This window comes from Saccharothrix ecbatanensis (assembly GCF_014205015.1).
GTDB classification, from domain to species: Bacteria; Actinomycetota; Actinomycetes; order Mycobacteriales; family Pseudonocardiaceae; genus Actinosynnema; species Actinosynnema ecbatanense.
In genome coordinates, this window is sequence record NZ_JACHMO010000001.1 from 3554080 (window position 1) to 3572504 (window position 18425).

General features: G+C 72.1%; 13 protein-coding genes. 1 reads left to right on the plus strand and 12 read right to left on the minus strand.

Annotated features, from left to right (window positions below; all coding sequences use genetic code 11):
* Positions 1-209 precede the first annotated feature (209 nt).
* Positions 210-2417, plus strand: coding sequence for a hypothetical protein (locus tag F4560_RS14965; protein ID WP_184920547.1), 2208 nt, complete (start codon positions 210-212; stop codon positions 2415-2417).
* 20 nt (positions 2418-2437) lie between these two features.
* Here the strand turns inward: F4560_RS14965 and F4560_RS14970 are convergent, their stop codons facing one another.
* The 12 genes from F4560_RS14970 to F4560_RS15020 form a co-directional block, all read right to left on the minus strand.
* A complete protein-coding gene (locus tag F4560_RS14970) occupies positions 2438-3778 on the minus strand; it encodes an FAD-dependent oxidoreductase (RefSeq protein WP_312869312.1) in 1341 nt (446 codons plus the stop codon).
* Positions 3771-4805, minus strand: coding sequence for an NAD(P)/FAD-dependent oxidoreductase (locus tag F4560_RS14975; RefSeq protein WP_184920552.1), 1035 nt, complete (start codon positions 4803-4805; stop codon positions 3771-3773). The genes F4560_RS14970 and F4560_RS14975 overlap by 8 nt, the downstream gene beginning before the upstream one ends.
* A complete protein-coding gene (locus F4560_RS14980) occupies positions 4805-6352 on the minus strand; it encodes a class I tRNA ligase family protein (protein WP_184920554.1) in 1548 nt (515 codons plus the stop codon). The genes F4560_RS14975 and F4560_RS14980 overlap by 1 nt, the downstream gene beginning before the upstream one ends.
* On the minus strand, positions 6352-7632 hold the full coding sequence (locus F4560_RS14985; RefSeq protein WP_312869313.1) for a SidA/IucD/PvdA family monooxygenase: 1281 nt from the start codon (positions 7630-7632) through the stop codon (positions 6352-6354). The genes F4560_RS14980 and F4560_RS14985 overlap by 1 nt, the downstream gene beginning before the upstream one ends.
* Positions 7633-7697: 65 nt before the next feature.
* Positions 7698-8009 (minus strand): hypothetical protein, encoded by a 312-nt coding sequence (locus F4560_RS14990; protein WP_184920558.1) that lies wholly within the window; start codon positions 8007-8009, stop codon positions 7698-7700.
* A gap of 210 nt (positions 8010-8219) precedes the next feature.
* Positions 8220-9296 (minus strand): thiopeptide maturation pyridine synthase, encoded by a 1077-nt coding sequence (locus F4560_RS14995; RefSeq protein ID WP_184920560.1) that lies wholly within the window; start codon positions 9294-9296, stop codon positions 8220-8222.
* Positions 9297-9318: 22 nt separating this feature from the next.
* Positions 9319-10257, minus strand: a complete 939-nt coding sequence (locus F4560_RS15000) for a thiopeptide-type bacteriocin biosynthesis protein (protein ID WP_184920562.1) — start codon at positions 10255-10257, stop codon at positions 9319-9321.
* Positions 10250-12754: a lantibiotic dehydratase gene (locus F4560_RS15005; RefSeq protein ID WP_184920564.1), complete on the minus strand. Its 2505-nt coding sequence runs from the start codon at positions 12752-12754 to the stop codon at positions 10250-10252. Before F4560_RS15005 ends, F4560_RS15000 begins: the two co-directional genes overlap by 8 nt.
* Before the next feature lie 55 nt (positions 12755-12809).
* A complete protein-coding gene (locus F4560_RS46565) occupies positions 12810-12977 on the minus strand; it encodes a thiomuracin/GE37468 family thiazolyl RiPP peptide (RefSeq protein ID WP_376775293.1) in 168 nt (55 codons plus the stop codon).
* Positions 12978-13216: 239 nt separating this feature from the next.
* A complete protein-coding gene (locus F4560_RS15010; RefSeq protein WP_184920566.1) occupies positions 13217-14674 on the minus strand; it encodes a SagB family peptide dehydrogenase in 1458 nt (485 codons plus the stop codon).
* Positions 14671-16584, minus strand: coding sequence for a TOMM precursor leader peptide-binding protein (locus F4560_RS15015; RefSeq protein ID WP_184920568.1), 1914 nt, complete (start codon positions 16582-16584; stop codon positions 14671-14673). The genes F4560_RS15010 and F4560_RS15015 overlap by 4 nt, the downstream gene beginning before the upstream one ends.
* Positions 16577-18388 carry a hypothetical protein gene (locus F4560_RS15020; RefSeq protein WP_184920571.1) on the minus strand — a complete coding sequence of 604 codons (1812 nt, stop codon included), beginning with the start codon at positions 18386-18388 and terminating at the stop codon, positions 16577-16579. Before F4560_RS15020 ends, F4560_RS15015 begins: the two co-directional genes overlap by 8 nt.
* Positions 18389-18425: the final 37 nt, after the last annotated feature.

Sequence of the window (18425 nt, forward strand, 5' to 3'; positions counted from 1 at the left end):
CCGACGCCACTACCCCGAACGATCCCGAACGCATCGGCCAGGTGTTCGGGATCGTTCGGACTTGGCCGTCCTCCTTCAGCGCGGCGGTGGGCAGGCACAGGCACTCTTGCCGAAGCCGGCAGCAAATGGTGGAGCCGTCCGCACGCTGTCGATTGATACGGTGCGCGCTTGACCGTCACTTCCAATTGTGAACGTGAGGAGGCCGCACGTTGGATCACTTACCGATCCGCCCCGAGCTGACCCGATCGGATCTCCCGCCTGCTCCGGATGCCGTATCCACACTGCGCGAACTGAGCAGTCGGCTGCGGGACCTGAGAGCGTGGGCGGGCAATCCGTCGTTCACCCGGGTGGTCGCCGAGATCGCCGCCGTCCGGGCAGCACGGGGGGTGCCCGTCGAGGACCGGCGGCCCGGCCGGGTGACGGTCTACGAGTGCTTCCAACTCGGCCGCAAGCGCATCGATGTCGAACTGCTCGTCGATATCGTTGCCGCGCTCGGCGTCGACGGCACCGGCCAGGCGAGGTGGCGCCGCGCGCACCGCGTCGCCTCCGGCCCGAGACCGGCCCCGGCCCCGGTCGCAGTCGCAGCCGCAGCCGCGGACATCCGGCCGGATTCCCAAGCCCGCGCGGTCGCCGCACTGCTCACCGCGATCGGCACCAGCGGTCGGCGAGTGGTCAACGTGGTCGGACCGGTGGGCATCGGCAAGTCCCAGGTGCTCTCCGCACTGCCCGTTGAAGCGGTGATGGTCGACCTGGCCGACTCGGAGTCCGCACTCGACACCGCAGTGCTCGACGCGCGCGAGTTCGTCCTGGTCGACAACGCCGATGCACCGGCCGCGCTGGACGCCGTGTGCGCCGCCGTGGAGCGCTACGGCGATGTCCGGTTCGTCGTGGCCACCCGAAGACCACTGTCCGGACGATCTCAGACGCCGATCGCGCTGCTGAACGAACTCGTGATCGTGCCGGTGCACCCTTGGGAGGACACCGAAGTCGACGCGTTGGCCTACAGGGCCGGGCTCGACGGGCAGCACCAGCGCGCTGCTGTCGTGCGCATGGCGGGCGGCGTGCCGCTGCTCGCCGACCGGCTGTGCCGCGCCATCCACCGAGGTGTGCAGCTCGACACTCCCGGGGCGCTGGCCGATCTCGCCGTCGAGGAAGTGACCGCCAGACTGCGCCGCGAGCGGCCGCACGCCGACGACCTCACCTCGCTGACCACGCTGGCCAGTTGCGGCCAGGCCGACGAGGAACTGCTCACCCCAGCGGGGTTCGCCGACCTCGCCGAGATCAGCCTGGTGTGCGCGGACACGGAAGGCCTCATGCTCCGCGAGCCGTACCGAACGCTGTTCGACAGCGTGCACCGCTGGCGCAGACCACTCAGCCACCGCCGTTCGGTGGCCCGCGCGATGGCCCACCACCGCGCGGTCCTCACCGACTCCGTCGACCCCGACCAGTGCTCTCGGCGCACGGAACAGGCCCTGTGGCTCACCGGCGACCCGACGATCCGCGAGACGCTGTTCCCGAGCAGGGAGCAGCCGGTCGTGGTCCGCTCGTCCGCGGACTCCGACGCCGACGACATAGGCCGCCTGGTGCACCGCTGGGCGCGTCGAGGCGAGATGGACGTCCGCAGCAGCGAGCGCTTGCTGAACCCCCTGTTCGCGGACACGCCGGACGGCTTCCGCATCGCGACCGACCAGGACGGTCGAATCCTCGGCGCCATCACGTCCATCCCGATCGCCTCCCGCAACCACCACCTCGTCGAGCCGCTGCTGGAGGGCCACACCCCGGGTGTGACCGACCAGGGCGGCCTGCTGGTCGGCATGTCCATCGCCCGCGACAACGCGGCCCAGGCCGCGCTCATGCGCGACGTGCTCGTGCGCGGCGTCCGCGCGGGTCTGGTGGTTGTGGCCACCCAGTGGCCTGCCTACCAGCGGCTGGTGCGCCGGCTCGACTTCACCTACCTCGGCACGACGCGGGAGGACGTGTTCCACTGCGGTCGGCAGGTCCAGGTCCACACGCTGCGCCTCGTGCCCGACGAGATCGCCCAGTGGGTCAGCCGCCTGTCGCGCCGGGGGATGCCGCTCGGCGACCTCGGCAGGCGCGCCCGGCTGGTCGACCAGCTCCGCCACGCCTACGAGCATTGGCACACTCCCTCACTGCTGTCGACCAGCCCTCTGCTCGCACACCCGGCCACTCCCACGGTGTCCGCCCTGCGCGCCGTGCTGTCGGAAGTGGCCCAGCGCCTCGCCGCCGACGCGGACCCGGTTCGAGCGACGGGCGGCCGGGCACTGCTGGACGCCTACCTCTCCCGCGCCGGAGCGGTCCGCCACGACGCGGGGTCCGCCCACCCACGACCCGGCGCCGCGGTCCTCGGCCAGGCGATCACCGACGTCGCCGAGTTCTTCTGGCCCGCACAACGCTGACCCCGGCCGTCGCCACCACGTCAGCGCCGGACCGCGCGGACGATGCCCGCCACGGCCGCCACTGCCGCGGTGGCGGCAAGGCCCTGGAGGACGCGGTGTTGCCGGGTCGCCCGGTGCAGGGCCCGGGCGTACGGGATGGTGGTGTTGGTGATCATGGCGTGCAGGGACACCCAGCGGTCGTTCAGGAGCCTCCCCAGCAGGGCGTCGCAGGCCCGCTCCAGACGGACCGCCGGGGAGCGCACCGTGTCGCGCAGCTCGGCGAAGTTGCGGTGGGACATGGTGGCCAGGGCGTCGGTGTTCGGCTTGCGGCGCTCGCTGTACCTCGTCAGAGCCGCCGAGGTGTCGGTGGGGTGGTGGGCCAGGCTGTCCGCCAGCTCCAGCGCGTCCTCCAAGGCCGAGTTCATGCCCTGGGCCAGGAACGGGTAGACCGCGTGGCAGGCGTCGCCGATCAGCACCACCTTGCCCTCGTGGCTCCACGGGGCGGTGCTGATGGTCACGAGGTCGAACGTGGGCCGCCGCAGGAAGGTCTCGCCCAGGTCGGGGACCAAGGGCACGACGTCGGGGAAGTGGGTGCGGAACAGGGACTCCACGTCCTCGACCGTCCGCAGCGAGTCGAAGCCGTGCTCTCCGTGGAACGGCAGGACACAGGAGCAGGTGAAGGAGCCGTCGAGGTTGGGGTGGGCGAACATCATGATGTCGCCGCGGGGCCAGAGGTGGAACACGTCGTCGGCCATCCGGTGGCTGCCGTCCTCGGCCGCCGGGATGTGCAGTTCCCGCCAGCCCCACTCCAGGTAGCTCTGGGAGAACTCCGCGCGTCGGTCGTGGTGCATGTGCCTGCGCACCACCGAGAACGCGCCGTCCGCACCCACCACGACATCCGACTTCACCACGAGCGACTGCCCGTTCGGGTCGATGAAGGACGCCGAAGGCAGGTCGCGGTCCACGCCCGTGCAGCGCGTGTCGAACACGAACCGGACGGTCGGCTCCCGGCAGGCCGCGTCGACCAGCAGCGCACTCAGGTCCCGCCGCTGGATGGCCAGGATGCCGCCGTCGCCGTAGGCCGAGAACCGCAGACCACCGTCGGTGTTGTGCAGCAGTCGACCACGCATCGGCACGACGAACCGCATCACCTCCTCCGACAGCCCCAGGCGGCCCAGTGCCGACAGGCCCCGCCTCGACAGCCCGAGGTTCATCGACGAGGCCGTGCTGTCGGTCGCCCTCGGGTCCGGTCTGCGGTCGAACACCGTCACCGCATGGCCCTGCCTGCCCAAGGAGAGTGCCAGGAATGCTCCCGCCATACCCGCACCCACAACAGTTATCTCCATCATGGACTCCCAGCCATCGACTCGTCGTTCACGCATCGACCTTCATGACAGCGCCGAGGACTTCCTTCGCGACAAGCGGTGCGGAGCTGAACCCGCTTCCACCGCAGGCGGGGCGGGACCAGACCGACGGGCGGACCCTGGCGAGCACCGGGCCCGCGGTGACGGGATCGGACGCGTAGTGGCAGTCCCGCGCCGCCACCACGGTGTACTCCGCGAGATCGGCGAGGATCGGCTCGGCGAGCAGCCGGTCGACCCACGGTGCGGTATCCGGGTCCTCGGTCGTCGCGACCTCCCGGCACACCACGTCCGAGCTGATCTTGAGCAGCGTGCCGTCCCCCGGTGGCAGCAGCCAGGCCCGACGGTCGGCGCCGATCCGGCCCACCCCTGGTGCCGACGCCCACCAGCGCTCCAGGCGCTTGGGAGGGCGCAGGTAGACCATGGTCTGGCGGTGCAGCACGACGGGCGGCCCCACCAGGTCGGTGCTCCACGGTCCCGCCGCGACCAGCACGACGTCCGCGGCGTGCGCGGTGCCGTCGGCCAGCATCACCCGGTTGTCGTCCACGCCCGCGACAGGGCATCCCGGCCGCAGTTCGACCATGGGGTGTTCGGCCAGCCACGCGGAGGCCGCGCGCAGGAACCGGTCGGCCAGCAGCACACCCGCGAGCGGGTCGAGTGCTCCGCTCGTCCCAGCCGGGAGCACCACAGGCGGCAGGTCTCGCGGCGCGACGGCGGCTGTGGGCAGCCCCGCCGCGGCAGCGGTGCTCAGGGTCAGGTCGAGCTCGTCCGGGGTGCACGCGGTGACGACGCCGACCGGCCTGAAGATACTGGTCCGCAGCAGCGACTCCAGCTCCGACCAGCGGCGGCGGGACTCGGCCGAGCGCCGGGTGGCGTCGGGATCGCCGGGGTGCAGCACGCGCAGTGCCCGGTGCTGGTCGGAGGATGTCGACGCCGGGTTCGGGATGCGACCGCGGTCGAGCACGGTCACGCGATGGCCGGCACGCGCGAAGCCGATCGCGGTCACCAGCCCGGTGACACCCGCGCCGACGACGGCGATCGAGGCCATCAGCCCACCATCCCGATCGGCGCTGTCGACGCCAGTCGGGGCAGGTGTTCGGGCGTGACCGCATCGACGTCCACGTGTCCGGGCAGCGTCGTGTCCGACAGCGCTCCCGCGGCGAGATCGACGAGGATCGGCGCCGCGCACCGCAGGAACACGTCCACTTGGTGGCAGAGGTCGCCCGCGGTCGTCGGGGTCACCTCGGCGGCCAGCCGGTCCAGCCTGGACAGCTGCCCGGCGAGGGTCGATGCCACCGCGGTCAGGCTGAACCCCGGCAGCTCGTACCCGTCGGCGAACAGCCCGACCATCCGCAGCGCCATCCGGCGGGCGTCCGCGGAGACCGGGAGCGGACCGCAGCCGACCCACTTGTCCACGGCCGCCGCCACCCGGTTCCACGGCCCTGTCAGCCGTGACTCGCACACCCGGAACAGGGCATCGCGGGTGAAGTCGGTGCGCTGGTACTCGGGGCTGGTCGCGCAGAGGTGGAAGCGGATGAGGTCGCGCGGGACCTCGGCGGCGAGCTCGCGGCCGGACACGACGTGCCCGCGACTGGTGGAGAACTTCTCGTTGGCCAGCTCGTAGAACTCGTTGGTGACGAACTGCGCGGGCAGCACGTAGCCGCCGACCGCGGCGAGCATCGCCGTGCCCACCACCGCGAACGGGTAGGTCGCGTCCAAGCCGAGGAAGTACACCACGGTGGTGCCGGAGTCCTCGTGCCACAGCTCGTCGGCCGTGATCGGCATCGCGAGCTGCTCGGCGGCCAGGGCGGTGGTGAACATGCTCCACGGCATGCCCTCCATGTGCGGGCTGATCACCTGCCCGGCCACCTCCGGGAAGGGCGCGGGGATGCCCCAGGACGTCGGCTGCGTGATCGGGAAGTCCGGCAGTGGCCGGGCCAGCGCGGTCTCGACGAGTCGGGCCATGCGCGGGCGCATGGGGGTACGGGCGAAGTACGCCTCCAGTTCCGCGCGGTGCCGCTCGACCGGGAAGACGAGGATGTCCGCGTCGCGATACTCCAACGGCTCGTCCGGGTGCAGCGTCGACCGCGGGTCGAGCAGGTCCCCCGGGGCGATCGGCAGTCCGCAGCTCTCGCAGATCCCGGCGCACCCCTCGGCCAGACAGGACGGACAGCCACCCTCGACGTAGGCGTCCATCAGGTACTCGCCGGTGCTCGGCAGGTACGGGAACCGCACGGTCCGCAGCTCCAGCAGGCCCAGCTCGTGCAGGCGGCGGTGGAATCCGTAGACCAGCTCGGTGAACCGGTCGCCGATGCAGCCGAAACCGTCGACTTCGATGCCCATCTCGGCCAAGGTCTGCCGGACCTGCACGGCGGAGCGCTCCCGCAGGTCCTCCGCGGCCACGCCCATCCGCTTGGCCGCGGTGACGATGAAGTTCTGGGTGAAGTGCATACCGGTGCCGTACAGGGCTTCCCTGCCGGTCGCACGAGCGTATCGGGTGCACACGTCCGCGGCCAGGAACGGACCCGCGATGTGGCCCAGGTGCAAGTCGCCGTTGGCTGTCGGGGCCGGCGAGATCACCACCAGGCGGTCCATCAGACGGCTTCCGGCTCGCGAACGCCGCGGCGGGCGAGCAGATCGGCCACGATGTCGCGGGAGCGGTGGGCCAGCACGCTGATCAGCGAGTCGGCGATGCCGTGCGTGGCCTCGTTGACGCCTTGCAGGTACACCGCGCCCCAGGCGGAATGCCCCAGGTCGACCCGGTAGCAGCGGCTGACCGAGATCTCGGACAGCCCCACCTGGTCGACGAGGTCGCGAACCATTGCGGGCATCCGCTGGTCGAACCCGGTGCCGAGCAGCACCAGGTCGCAGTGCAGCGGTTCCACCTTGCCGCTGGTGCGGTCGCGCAGGTCGAGCACGACCTCGTCGTCGGCGACTCTGGCACCCACCACTTCGGTGAGGGTCCGCACCTGCGACCGCTGCCCGCCGATGCCGCGCTGCTGGTAGAGCATGCTGTACATGTTCTCCAGGAACGGCGGGGCCGCCCCGGCGTAGTTGGTCAGGCGCATCTCGTCCAGCAGTTGCCGCCGGACCTCCGGCGGGCTGTCGTAGAAGCGGTCCACGAAGGACGGGTAGAACAGCTCGTTGACGAACTTGCTGGTCTGGTAGTTCTGCGGACCCACCGACCGGACGACCATGGTCCGGGTGCTGTTGGGCAGGTTGTCGTGCAGCGCCATGAACATCTCGGCCGCGCTCTGCGCCCCGCCCACCACAACGGCCCGCAGCGGCGCGTCCGCGGGCAGTTGCCGAATCCGCCGCTGGTAGTGTGCACTGTGGACGATCCGGTCCGACGGCAGGTCGGCGAAGACCTTCGGCAGGTACGGGTCCCGGCCGCCGCCGACGACCAGATCGCGGCAGTGGATCACGTCACCGTCGGTGAGGGTGGCGGTCCAACCCTCGATCGCCCCGCCCGGCCTGCGCACCGGCTCGATGCTCGCGACCCTGGAGTCGTACCGGATGCGGACCTGCTCCAGCGACTTCGCGACCCACTGCAGGTAGTCCGAGACCTCCCAGCGGAACGGGTGGAACGTGCCCAGGTTGATGAACTCGTCGAGCCGGTTCTGGTCGTGCAGGAAGTTGAGGAATGAGAACTTGCTGCGAGGGTTGCGCAAGGTCACCAGGTCCTTGAGGAAGGAGACCTGGCTGCGCGCCCACGGCATCAGCAGATCGCGCTGCCACTTGACTTCCGGACTCTGCTCCAGCAGCAACGTGTGCTCGGCCAGCTCCGGGCTCCCGGATTCCTCAATGGCAACGGCCAGTGCCAGATTCGCCGGTCCCGCCCCGATCGCGAGCAACCCCACGTGCGTTTCAGCCACAGATACCACCCCGTTCGTCCGGAATAGGTCGCCCGTCGTGCCGCGTGCCGAGCGCAGTGGCGACACTAGGGACCGCATTTCCCCGGCGATAGAGACGGCTCTCCCCGAGGACCGGGGAACCTCACCCGGTCACCCGTGAACGGCGGGAACGATCCTCTTGTTGGACCGGAAGTGTTTGGTCGCCACCCGGCGGCGTAGCGGACGTGTAGGGCGTGGAAGTGGTCGCGGACGATCGCGCCCTCCTCGTCGCACTCCTCCTCGGTCGCGTAGGTGGCGATGTAGTGCCAGTAGTCCATCGCGGCGACCTCGGCGGGCGCGGCTTGGGCGGGCGCGGCGGCACCCAGGACGAGCAGAGTCGCCAGGACCAGTGCGCGCATCGGTTCCCTTCCACGGAAACCGGTTTCATTCGGCGGTGGATCCGATGACAGCACACGGCGCAACCGGCGGAGGCTGTTCAACCGGCTGTGCGCCGACCTGCTCTCGGCCTTCCCCGCCGCGGCGGTTGTTGCCGGTGATGACTTGCGTAGGCCACTCATTTTGGAACGGCGTCATGGACTACTACGTCCGCTGACGGACGGCGTTCCCGGTCACCGGTCGGGGTTGCGTTCGACGAAGGCGCGGATGAGGTCGATCGCGGAGATGTCATGGATCTCCTCCACCGCGTTCGCGCCCGCGTGGCAGGTGCGCAACCGCTCGTACGGGGTCAGACCGAGTCGGTTCACCTGCTGATACGTGCAGTTGAGGAGGAACCGGTAGCGCAGGAAGTCCTTGTTCTCGAAGACGGCCTCCCGGTAGGCACGGTTGCCGAACATCAGCTCGTGCATCGGGGCACGGGTCGGGGCCGGGCCTTCGTTGGTCGGCGGAGGGAAGACCAGGCCGCGTTGGATGAGCGGCGCGACCCGGTGGCCGTACTCCCGGCACAGGTCGGCCCACTGGCGGGCGAGCGGCGCGGTGTCCGCGGTGCCGTCCAGCGTGGCGAGCACCGCACGCGTCCGGTCGACCAGGGCCTCCCGCCGGGTGTCGTAGTGGGCGTCGAACGCGACGCGGACCGCGGCGGGATCACCGCATGAGTGCAGGAACCCCTCGGCGTGCGAGCGGTAGGACGCGAAGCTGGCGGTGATCGGGGGCATCGCGGTCACCGAGGTGGCCAGCATCAGCTCCAGCGCGAGCAGTTCTTTGACGTCCTGCGCGGCGCGGACCCGTTCGAGCATCTGGAACAAGACGGGTGCGCCGTCGGCGGCGAACGCGTTCACCAGTTCTCGGGTCTCGGCGTTGGGGAGCACGTGCGACCGGGAAGCGGGCGGCTCCTCGTGGATCGAGTTGTCCGGGAACCACGGGGTCAGCGGACCGAGCTCGCGCTCGCGCCGGGCGAGAAGGCGGTGTTGAGCCAGTTCACGGTCCACGTCGGGTTGGGTCGTGGAGGGGTGGGCCGCGAGGTAGTCACCGACAAGGGAGTCGATCTGCGGGCGGACCACCTGTGCCCACGTGTCCGGGTCGGTCTTGGCGAACAGTCGTAGATGCGGTCCCTGTCGCCAGTGCGGTGTCAGGTAGAGAGCGTCCACTCGGGAGCGCAGTTGCGCGAAGAGGGGTCGGATGGCGTCGAGGATCAGCCCGTCCTTGTCCGGGTTGTAGTAGTAGACGTGCACACAGTGCCAGGCGGTCAAGGGTGGTCACCTCGTTGTCGGATCAGTCGAGTTCGGACAGCGTTCGCGCGGTGAGGCAGGCGAGCTGTGACTCGGTGGCCGCGGGCACGCCGAGTCGGTTGCACAGCAGGTGCGCGCAGCGCAGGACGACGTAGGGCACGGCCGGGTCCTCGGGACACAGCGCGTGGGCCAGGCCCGCGAACGGCGACAGCGCGTCCGCGGGCGCGAATCCGCCCTCCGCCCGAGCCTGGGTCAGTGCCGCGTGCAGGGTGTTGACGGAACGCGCCCAGACCGCGAGCGGGTCGGCCGACGCAGGGGCGGACGACGCGAGCAGCCACAGCTGCCGGGCTTGGGCGCGCAAATCGTCCCGGTGGGCCCGGTAGAACGCCGGCGGTTGCGGTGCTCGCAGCGCGGCGAGCCTGGCGCCCGCCCGGACCGGGTCGGGTTCGCACACCGCGACGGCCAGCGTCAGCATGGCCAGCGCCACCGCCGCCCGTCGTTGCGGGCCGCCGGTCAGGAGCGGCATGGCGACGAGGCTGGACTCGGTGAAGTGTCGCTCGACTGCGGCCAACGCCGCACCGTCGCCGTAGGCGTGGTGCTCGGGCCGGTAGGTGCCGAACTCCACGGTGTCGACCGGTCGCAACCGACGGTCCCACCGCGACATGCGCTCGCCGTTTGCGAGCCGGCGGGCAAGTGGCTCGTACCTGCGCTGGGACCACTCGTCGGGCGGCGACGGGTGGGCGGCCAGGTGACGGCGGCACGTCCGCGCCACGCTCGCCCGGACCTCGTCCGCGTGCGCCGTGGCGTGCAGGCGCAGCCGAACGTGCGGCCCGCCCTCCCAGTAGCGCAGGAAGAACCAGCTGTCGACGCGTCCGGCGCGGGTCAGTTCCTCGCACACGGGGGCCAGTGCCCGAGTGATGAGCAGGTCCTGGTCGCCGCGGTGGAAGACGTGCGCGCTGACCCAGCCGGCCGGTTCAGCCATGCGGATCCGTCGCGGACAGCTCGAAGACGTACTCGGTGACCCGCTGCCCGTGGACGCCGTGGTGCGGGGCGTCCGCCGGCGCGGGCAGCGCCTCCTCGAGCACCGCCGCCGTATCGGGCCGCGGCAGAGCGGACAGCAGGAACCAGTTGGAGAAGTCGAGGTAGATCGGTTTACGCGTGGGGTCGGAGCGGCGGCCGGGGACGCGGACGAAACACCGCCGGGGAATGGTGTGCCGGTCCCGCCAGCGCGCGAGCTCCAGCAGGAAGTCCGCGTCCGACTGCCCCTTGGCCCGCGTGGGCATGGCCGCGGCCGGAACCCGCCAACCGGCTCGGGCGAGCACGACGCGACCGACCTCCAGGCGCGGTCGGTGCTGGACGCCGTCGACCGCGGGCCGCCATCCGACACCGTCCAGCTGCGGGTACGGCGCGAACGCGGTCTGCGGCTCACCGAACACCGCCACCAGGAACCTCAGCGCGGGCGGCAGCGCGTGCTCCACGAGCATCCCCAGCGCGAGCGGTCGCACCTGCCGGCCGCGGCGGTCGCACAGCAGCAGCCGGCCGCGCACCGGGTCCTGCCGTACCCACAGGTCGTTGAGCGACAGCCGTTCCGCGCGACCGTCGGGTGGTTGCCCGCCCGGGTAGTCGATGGCATGGGACACCGCCGGCGCGCGCTGGTTGAGCTGCGAGCCGAACGCGGCACGGCACTCGGCGAAGATCATGTCCGGACCGGCGGGAACCGGTGTGCGGGCCGGCACGGTGCCGCCCGCGGCGGTGAGCAGGTGCTCGATCCGGGTGATTCCCCAGCCGTAACCGGTGCGCACGGTGTTGAGCACCAGCCGCGGACCGTCCTCGCCGGGCAGCTCCTGCCCGTAGCAGCACACCGACTGCGGCGCACGGACGTGGGCGGGCCAGGACGCCGCCAACTTCGCGAGCACCCGCGGGTCCACCGACACCGTGTCCCCGACCCCGGCGTCGCCGTCGTACAGCTCGGACGCGACGGCTCGCCACAGGTCCGCGAGCGCCTGGGATCCGTCGCCGCCGTCGGCGCGGTACTCGCGGTACAGCCTCGGGAACGGCACCAGCTCCCGAGAACCGAACCGGGATCGGAAGAACTCGGCGAGCCGCAGCTTGAGCGGCAGCGAGCGGTCCAGGATGCCGAGAAACCCGCGCACAGCCGCCAGGTCCTCGAGGACGGGGCGCCACCGCTCACGCGAGCAGACGACCGCCGGTCGGGGTAGGACCGCGTTCTCCAGCAGCACCGGCCGGTTCGGCGGCCACGGTGTCCGCCCGAGGTCGGTGAGCAGACCGTCGAGCAGGTCGCGGACGAGGTGGAGCCGTTCGCGGCGTTCGGCGGCCGTGACCAGCGCGCGGTAGCCGTCCACCGCCGCCCACAGCTCACGCAGCCGGGGCGGCCACGGCGAGCCGGTGACGTGTTCGTCGACCCACCGCGCCAGCTGGTCCAGCGGAGTGGCCGACTGGTCGGAGAACGGTCGGCACCGCTCCAGCAGGCCCACCGCCACCAGCTCGGCCACGAAGGCACGCACGGGCTCGGCGGGCGGCGTGCCGGCCAGCGACCCCAGTGTCGATTCCGGCTCCGTGCGGACGAGTTCCAGCACCGCACGAACCGCGTCCGTTGCGGCGACGCAGACGATCGGCTCGCCGGGCGTCGCGGCGGGGAACCACAGCCGCTCTCCCACGTCCTCGACCGCGGGGTTGGTCCGCAGTCGCACGTGGTCACGCGTGTCCGGGTGTTCGGCCAGGGCGGACCACAGCGCCAGCACCACCATCCGGTCCAGCTCCGGGACACCGCGCCAGTGCAGGTCGCCCGAGGTGGCCACGGCCGGGCCGCCGTCCGTCCACCCACCCAGACCGCTCAGGGTGAACGACGCGTACGGACTCGGCTTGACCGCCGCGCGGGCGAGGTACCTCGCCAGGCTCGCCAGAGCGCCGGCGCGCGGCGCCGGGGCGCGCGGGTCGTCGAGCCACCGGGCGACGGACCGGGTCAGGTCGGGACTGCCCAGCACCAGACCGAGCCTGAACGCGTCCCGCCCGGCCGCCACCCGCAGCGCCTCGCGGACGGCGGCGTGCTCCTCGGCCAGCAGAGCCGGCACCCGCCCGGTCAGCTCACCGGCTCGCGCCAGTTCGCGCGCCCAGTACTCGACCCGGGCACGGGTGTCGTGGGACAACACGTGACGCACTGTCCACACGCGACCGTTGGGCCGCTTGCCCTGGAACACCGCGCGCCGCAACGCGACCAGCAGCGGTCTGCCCTCATCCGCGCAGCGACCGATCTCCGGCCGCAGCAGGTCGGACAGTGCCGTTCCCTCGGCACGCAGCCACCGGGTGAGCCCTACGACCTGCTCCGCCGCGGCCCATGCGCGTTCGCACCGCAGCGCGTCGAGATCGGCCACTGGCACGCCGCCGACCCGCACGCCGAACACGCCGCCGATGACGAAGTCGGCTGTCGACGGACCGGGGTGCGCTGGTGGAGGGGCCACCACCGCCGGTGGTGGCCCCTCCACGCGGGATCGACTCTTGTTCACCTCTGTCGGATCAGTCCATCGCGACGCAGCTGGCCCAGCACTGGCAGGTATTGCACGACGCCTCCAACTCGGTAAGTCCATACCCCTGGGTCAGGTCCTCCGGGTTCACGGCAGGGATGACACCGATGGTCTCCACGTGAAGGTCGTCAATGTTCAACACAGGCTCGACAGAATGCACGGTTGATCGCCTCCTTGATCGGGATGTCGGCGCGCCGGATCAAATGCGCGCTCTGCCAGTGCACCACGACTTCCCCGACGTCCACTGTGGAACCACACGTGCGTGTGACACTCACCCGCGACGAATCGGTTGTGCGCCTTAAGGGTTCAGCGCGACTGTCGAGAAACAACCCCGAACGGAAACCACACCTGCGAGTGATCCTCGCCGAATTCCCCTCCGCACATTCGGTCCACGATCTGTCACCTGAGCGGGGCCGTCACCGTCATTCCAGGGCGGGGTACCCCCAGAAGCAGAAAAGACAGGCCATGCACGGGGTCGGAGAGGCCCAGCGCGGCGTCGGTGATCGGGTTGGTGCCGTCGGAGTGGATGCGTGCCGCGAGGCCGGCCGCCGCGGCCGCGAGCGCACCGCGGTGCACGACCAGACCTGCCTCGGCCTGCTGTAGCCGGTACCAGCGGTCGCCGAAGCCGGCGATCCCCGCCGTCTGGTCACCGGCCGGCACCAGGATGGCCGATGCCTCCGGCAGCGCCTCCCTGGTGTTGGGTTGGAGAGGGCCGGCCTCGACCCGGCCGGTCCCGGCGGTGGCGACCAGCCTGCCGGTGTCGGGGTCGTACCGGTAGGCACCGGCCGGGACACCGCGGACCCGCTGCACGAGGATGTGCGGTGTCAACGTGACGGGCGCCCGGTGGCAGCCGGGCACGTCGCCCGGGTAGCCCGCCGACGCGTGCGCCAGGATCGTGGCCAGGTCACGCGCGTCGATCTCCCGGGGAAGGAACCCGATCTCCGGCGATCCCCGCAGCGGCAGCCCATCAGCCAGGCGCAGCGCACGCGGCGCGGGCAGCGCGACGAGCGGACCGGCCGGTACCGGTGGTAGAGCGGGCAGCGCACCTGAGCCCGTCGCGGCGGCGGCAGCCGCGTGCAGCGCGGACAGGTGCGGCAGCCGGCCGACCACGCTCGGCGGCGGATGTTCCTCGCCGGTCGCGGAGGATCGGGGTAGCGGGCCCGCGGCGGCTCCGGCGCCGGAGGTGCACGTGAACGCGGCGAGCACACCTTCCCGGGTCGGATCGAGGCCCAGCAACGACTGGCAGACGGCGTCGTCGAACCGCAGGTGCACCGCGGTGTCCAAGCCCGACGACTCACCCACCACCAGGACCTGGGCGCCGAGCACGCCGACCTCTTGGCAGTGCAGGCGGTAGGCGAAGTCCCGGTACTTGAAGCCGTTGCGCCAGAAGACCGCGGTCAGCACGACCACCATGTCGGGCACCTCGGCCGGCGGGCAGGTCAGCGACGCGTGGAGCAAGGTCCGGTGGTCCCCGACGCGGACCAGGTCCAGCGCGTGGTGGGCGGGGTCGTAGTGGTAGAGCCCCGCGGGGTCGCCGAGCGCGACGTAGGCCTCGATCGGGTAGAGCGCGCCACCGGAGGGCGCGGGCCGCTTGAGCCGCACCCCCGTGCGGTGGGTCCACTCCGCCCGGGTGACGCCGAGCAGGCCGCGCAGCAGGTCGCCGATTGGCGACGGCGCCCGCCAGGGCAGCACGACACGCCCGGCGGTCGGGTAGCGCTTGTGCGTCGGCGGCGCGGCGCTCCAGTCGACGGACACGGGACCGCGTTCGGCGAGCGCCCGCAGGTAGCGGCGGGTCGCCTCTCCCGGCACGGGACCGGCCTCGGGTGCGACCGTATCGGGAGCCTCCTGGCGGGTCATGGGAACGGATGGGGGTGCGGGTTGACGTTCTCGGACGGCAGGTCGGTCGACCGGTGGCCGAGCAGGCGGGGCACGGTGGCCAAGCGCGGGATGCCGTGTGTGCGGCGGAAGCGGTGACCGAAGGTCATCGGCAACGTTCCCGGCACGATGACCTTCGCACCGGCGAAGCCGCCCGCTCGCTGCTCGGGTGTCGTGGTGTCGACCGCGATGACGTCCAGCCCGGTGTCCAGGTAGCGCCCGACCAACTCGGCCAGGTCGTCCCCGAGGTCGTGGTGCCGCGGCCAGTCGGCTTGCGCGGCGAGGTCGGACAGCGTCAGGGCCGGAGGCCCATCGGTGTCCAGGAAGGAGAACCGCCCGGCCGTGTCTGGGTGTCCGCCCAGCAGGGCGTGGTCTGGCATTTCCCGGACCTCGTCGGGGTCGGCGACCATCCGGGCGGCCCGGTCGGCGTCGAACCGTTCCATTCGGCCGCCGATCCCCGAGGCGGCATCGGTCAGGGCGGCAAGCAGGGCGCGTTCCGGTTCCGGGTGCGCGGCGGCGCTGCACGCGTGCAGCGGCACCCCGGGCCGGTGGTGCGCGTCGACGGCCAGCACCAGCACCGCCGGGACGCGCTGTTCCAGCGTCGTGGAGTAGGCGGACACCTCGTAGCCCCAGCGCAGGCGCACCATCTCCGCGAGCACGGGGATGTGCCGATCCCGCGCCGAAGCCAGGTCCAGCCGGGGCGCCGGAAGGCGTGCGTACCAGGTCATCAGGAACGCGTCCCGTTCGGCGATCTCCAGCAGGCCGTGGAGGATCGCCTCCTCCAGGCACCCGCCGAGGGCACACCCGTTGGAGCACTCGTAGGCCAGGGCGGGTTCCTGTGCACGACTGCGAGCGCCGTAGTAGGCGTAGCTCTCCGGCACCAGCACAGGTTCGGCTCGCCGGAATGAATAGCCCCAGACCCAGGCCAGCGGGCGGCGGGGGTCGAAGCGGGCGAACGGGAAACCGGGCTGGTCGTACCAGTCGTCGGGGTACAGGCCCAGGTCACGAGGGTCGACCGCCCGAGCCGCGACCTCGTCGTGCGGCGCCGGCGCCGCGGTACGCCGGCCGAGTGGCCGCAGGCTGCCGTACCGCTCCAGCGCCTCGGTGATCGCGGTGAGGCGCGCGGAGCGGAAGTCGCCGGTGCGGCCGTAGCCGTGCCGCTCGGTATCGTCGGGCCGGGGTGGGCCGAGCCGGGCGACCGCCGTGGGGATGCCGTACGGCGAACCGGCCGCAAGCGAGTTGATCACGCCCACTTCCGGGTCCACATAGGACTCGATCAGGTCCTCCCACCGGCCGTCGAGAGTTCCGATCCGCAAGATCGCCGGATCCGGTTTGGACAGTGGCCGGCGCACCATCACCGCAGCCGACAGGGTGTCCTCGGGCAGGTCGGCGCAGTCGGGGCACAGCGGGTCCGCCATGAGCGTGTGCCGGGTGACCAATCCGGTGGTCAGGGACAACGCCAGCACGGCGCCGCGCGTGCGGGCCGGCTCGCCGGTCCGGGTCAGCCGTGCGAACTCGTCGGCCACCACTGAGGCGACCACGTTCGCGGCCACCGTGGTCATCAGCGGATGGGGAATGTCCGCCGGGCCGTCGCCGAACTCACGGCACAGCGCGGCCCAGCCCGACCGGTCGGGGCGGTTCGCGTCCCGCCGCCGTTCGGCGCAGGTCGGGCAGCCGGGCGTCGACGGTAGGACCGCAGGCCCGATCAGCACCCGTGGTCCGTCCACCCGGACGGGCAGCCAGGGCTCGTTCGCCGCGGCAGCCGGGGCGAGGCGACCGGCGCCCAGCACCTCGACCAGGGCCGCGCGCAACAGGTCCGGACCGAACAGTCGCACCCGTCCGGAGTCCCCGCGCGGTGCCGCGACCGGACCGCTCGCCAGCAGGTCAGTCATCGTCGACCACCACCCGGACCAGGCAGGGCGCCAGGGCGCGCACCTCGTCGTCGGCCTGCAGCGCGATCGCGACCGGGGTGCGTCGCGCGCGGCTCAGCGCCGCCGCCAGGGCCTGGCAGCGCGGATCGTCGGCGGGCGGGCCCGGTCGCGGAGCGGCGATCTCCACCGGCCACCGCGTCGGCACGGTGTCCACCGGCTCACCGCACTGCCAGTGCACCAGCAGGCGTTCCAGGCCGTCGCGCAGCGCCTCGGCGGCGGTGGTCGCGCAGGTCGTGATCGACACCCCTCCCGCGCGGAACGCGAAGGCCGGCACGCCGAGCACCCGGCCCAGGTCGGCCCACATCAGGTCCACGTCGGCGGCCAGGAGCAGGCGCAGCAGGCCCGCCGCCCTTTCGTCCCGCACCTCGGCCGCCAGGTCGGCGCGTCGCACGTCGTCCCCGTGCTCGGCGAGCAGCACCTCGCAGTGCGCCCGCAGCCCCGCTGTGACCGCGTCACCCCACGACCGCCCGGCGGCCACCCCCACCGGCGCCCGGTACGGAACACGGAGGTCGACCCCCGGTACCGCGCACCCCTTGCCCGTGAGCAGGTCGACGCGCTCACCACCCGGGTCGATCAGGCTCGCGTACGTCGCCAGGCCGGCCAGAGCGGCACGCACCCTGGCCTCGTCCCGGTCGGTCCCCCAGCCGGTCACCGAGGGCGCCGGCGCCCAGGCGGGGAGCACCGCCCCGGGGTCGGACACCGTCGCCCGGCACACCGCCAGCGGTACCTGCGGCAGGTCGTCCTCGTCCCACCGCCCCAGCACGCCGACCCGCTCGTCGACGAACGGCCGGACCCGCTCGTGGAGCCCGTCCGCCACCACGTCTTGCATCCGGACCTCCGGCCGGGCGGTCACCGCCCACCGTCGGGGCCGGTGCGTGCGGGCCGTCAGGTCCCGCAGGTCGATCCGCGTCAACAGCGGTTCCCCGACCTCGTCGGCTATCCCGGTCAGGTACGAGAAGCACGCCAACGCCACGTGTGACGCGACCACGTCCGGCACCGGCCCGGTCAGCAGACCGTCTGCGGCCTCCGCGCCCCGCCACGCGCCCAAACGCCGCCAGCACGACTCCGCCGCGACCCGGTCCGCCGGCCCGACCGCGGTCACCCATGCCTCGGTGCCCCCCACCAGCACCTGCCCGACCGCGGGCCCCTGCCGCGCCGTCTCCACCAGTTCGCCGGCCCGGTCCGACACGCACAGCACGAGGTCGGCCCCGGCGCCGACCGGAGGCTCCGCACCGACCCGCACGTCCTGCGCGTCGTCGCGCATCGCCCCGCGGACCACGATCCGCAGCTCGTCGACCTCGTCCGCCGGCGCGTGCACCCGCACCAGCCGCCAGCCCGAGTGCAACCCCGCCGCTACCAGCGCCGCCAACACAGGTCCGGCGCCGAGCAGGACGATCCGGGCCGACCGCAGCCGCCCGAACCGGTGCTCGGCGGAGTCGACCGCATACCGGACGAACGCGATCTCCGGCGCGTAGACCCGCCGCTCCTCCACGCTGAGCGAGTGCGGCTCGTCGTCGAGCGCGTCGACCAGCAACCGCTGGTCGAACAGGGCGTTGATCACCTGCTCCACCACCGCCCGCTGGTCGGGCGCCAACGGCGCGACGAGGTCGCCCAGCACGTGCTCGCCGGTGAGGAACGGAGCCAGGCGGTCCAGCCACTCGTAGCTCGCGCTGCCGGTCAGCGTGCAGGCACCGGCGAGGCCGTGCACGTACACCCCGTCCGGGCTTCTCACATACCGCACGTCGGCGCGCAGCCGTGGACGCATCCTGGACCCCTAGTGTCGGCCGGTCACCGGAGTGAAG